The organism is Methylobacterium sp. Leaf361, from assembly GCF_001424445.1.
GTDB lineage: Bacteria > Pseudomonadota > Alphaproteobacteria > Rhizobiales > Beijerinckiaceae > Methylobacterium.
In genome coordinates, this window is sequence record NZ_LMPY01000096.1 from 1 (window position 1) to 1,612 (window position 1,612).

General features: G+C 69.8%; 1 protein-coding gene and 1 pseudogene. Both read right to left on the bottom strand.

Features of this window, described 5'->3' with window-relative positions; translation table 11 throughout:
* Window positions 1–488 (bottom strand): sugar phosphate nucleotidyltransferase (locus ASG32_RS31995; protein ID WP_244492340.1); only part of this gene is annotated, 488 nt, incomplete at its 3' end.
* Window positions 489–999: 511 nt separating this feature from the next.
* Window positions 1,000–1,612 (bottom strand): annotated as a pseudogene (locus ASG32_RS32000) (integrase core domain-containing protein); the annotation flags it as partial.

Consider the following 1,612-nt stretch of genomic DNA (forward strand, 5'->3'; position numbering starts at 1 on the left):
CGGATGTAGCCGTAATCGGTGGCCGGCCGGTCGGGCTCGATGCCGAGCGTCATCGTGTAGCCGGCCTGGGCGCCGGCGGCCGCGCGCCGCACGGCGTCCACGAAGGCCGCCGTGTCGGGCACGACGTGGTCGGCGGCCATGATCAGCACCACGGCCTGCGGGTCGCTGGCGGCGGCGTGCAGGGCGGCGACCGCCACGGCGGCGGCGGAGTCGCGGCCCTGCGGCTCGAGCAGGATGTCGGCGGACAGGCCGAGTTGGTCGCGCTGCTCGGCGACGATGAAGCGGGCCTCGGCCGAGGCGATGACGGTGGGCGTGGCGAAGACGGCGGCGTCCGACACCCGCGCCAGCGTCGCCTGGAAGGTCGAGCGCTCGGCGTCGACCAGACGGGCGAACTGCTTGGGCATGCTCTCCCGCGAGGCCGGCCACAGCCGCGTCCCCGTCCCACCGCACAGGATCATCGGGTGGATCTGGATCGAAGGCCGGGACATGGTGACGTCTCCCGAGAGGGCTCGGCGGGGTCTACGCGGCCGAGCCCGCCCCGCGCGGGTGCGATGGACTCTCGGGCGCTGATTTCAGGATCTGCCCTTACCGTCGGGCCGGGACCGGAACAACCTGCGCGCATTATCCGCGCGTCGACGGGCTGGCTCCGTGCACCGGGATGGTTATCTCTGGNCGATTTCAGGATCTGCCCTTACCGTCGGGCCGGGACCGGAACAACCTGCGCGCATTATCCGCGCGTCGACGGGCTGGCTCCGTGCACCGGGATGGTTATCTCTGGTCCGACATGAACGGACCCGTCCCCACCCCGCCCGGCCGATGCTCCGGCGCCGTCCCAGCGCCGGATCCCCGCGTTGGAGCGCCTCGTCGGCGCCGCCCCTCCGGCGGATCTCGAGAATGATCGTCCCCTGGCTTCGCGGTTTTCCCGCGCTTTGCACTGAACGGTCGCGGTGACGGGGATGGCACAGGCTGGTTCACCGGGTGGATGATTGTTGTTGCCCCCTAAAAACCGGACAGGGTCTCCTGGGTTGATCGGGTGATGAACTCGCGCGGCGAGCGGTAGCCGAGCGCGCGATGAGGATGAAGATCGTTATAGTGCGCCAGCCAAACGGGGAGCTGGCGCAGCACGCACTCGGCATCCGGTAGCACCGAGACACGCACGTAGTCGCGTTTCAAGGTTCGCACGAACGCTTCGGCCATGCCGTTGCTCTGCGGGCTCTCCAGCGGCGTCGTCTTCGGTATCAAGCCGAGTTCGCGGGCGAAGATCCGGTCGTTGGTCCGGTCACACACGCCGAAGCGATGCTCGACGGCCGCCACCATCAGGTCGCGGACGTCCTCGCCCGTGATGCCCGCCGTGGTCGCCACGTAGCTCATCGCTTCCCGATCGCAGCAATCGAGCGCGAAGGCGACCCGCACACGCTCACCGTTCTCTGCTGCGATCTCCAGCCCGTCCGAGCAGAGGGCATCCCACCCGGTCGGAGACCGGGCGGGGACCCGCCCAGCGCGTGTTGCGCGTGGCCACCGCCACCTTGCCCTCGTGACGGCGCGTCTCGGCTCCGCCCACATGTCGCTGCAGCAGGAGGCCGTGCACCTTCATGACCCGGTAGACCCGCTT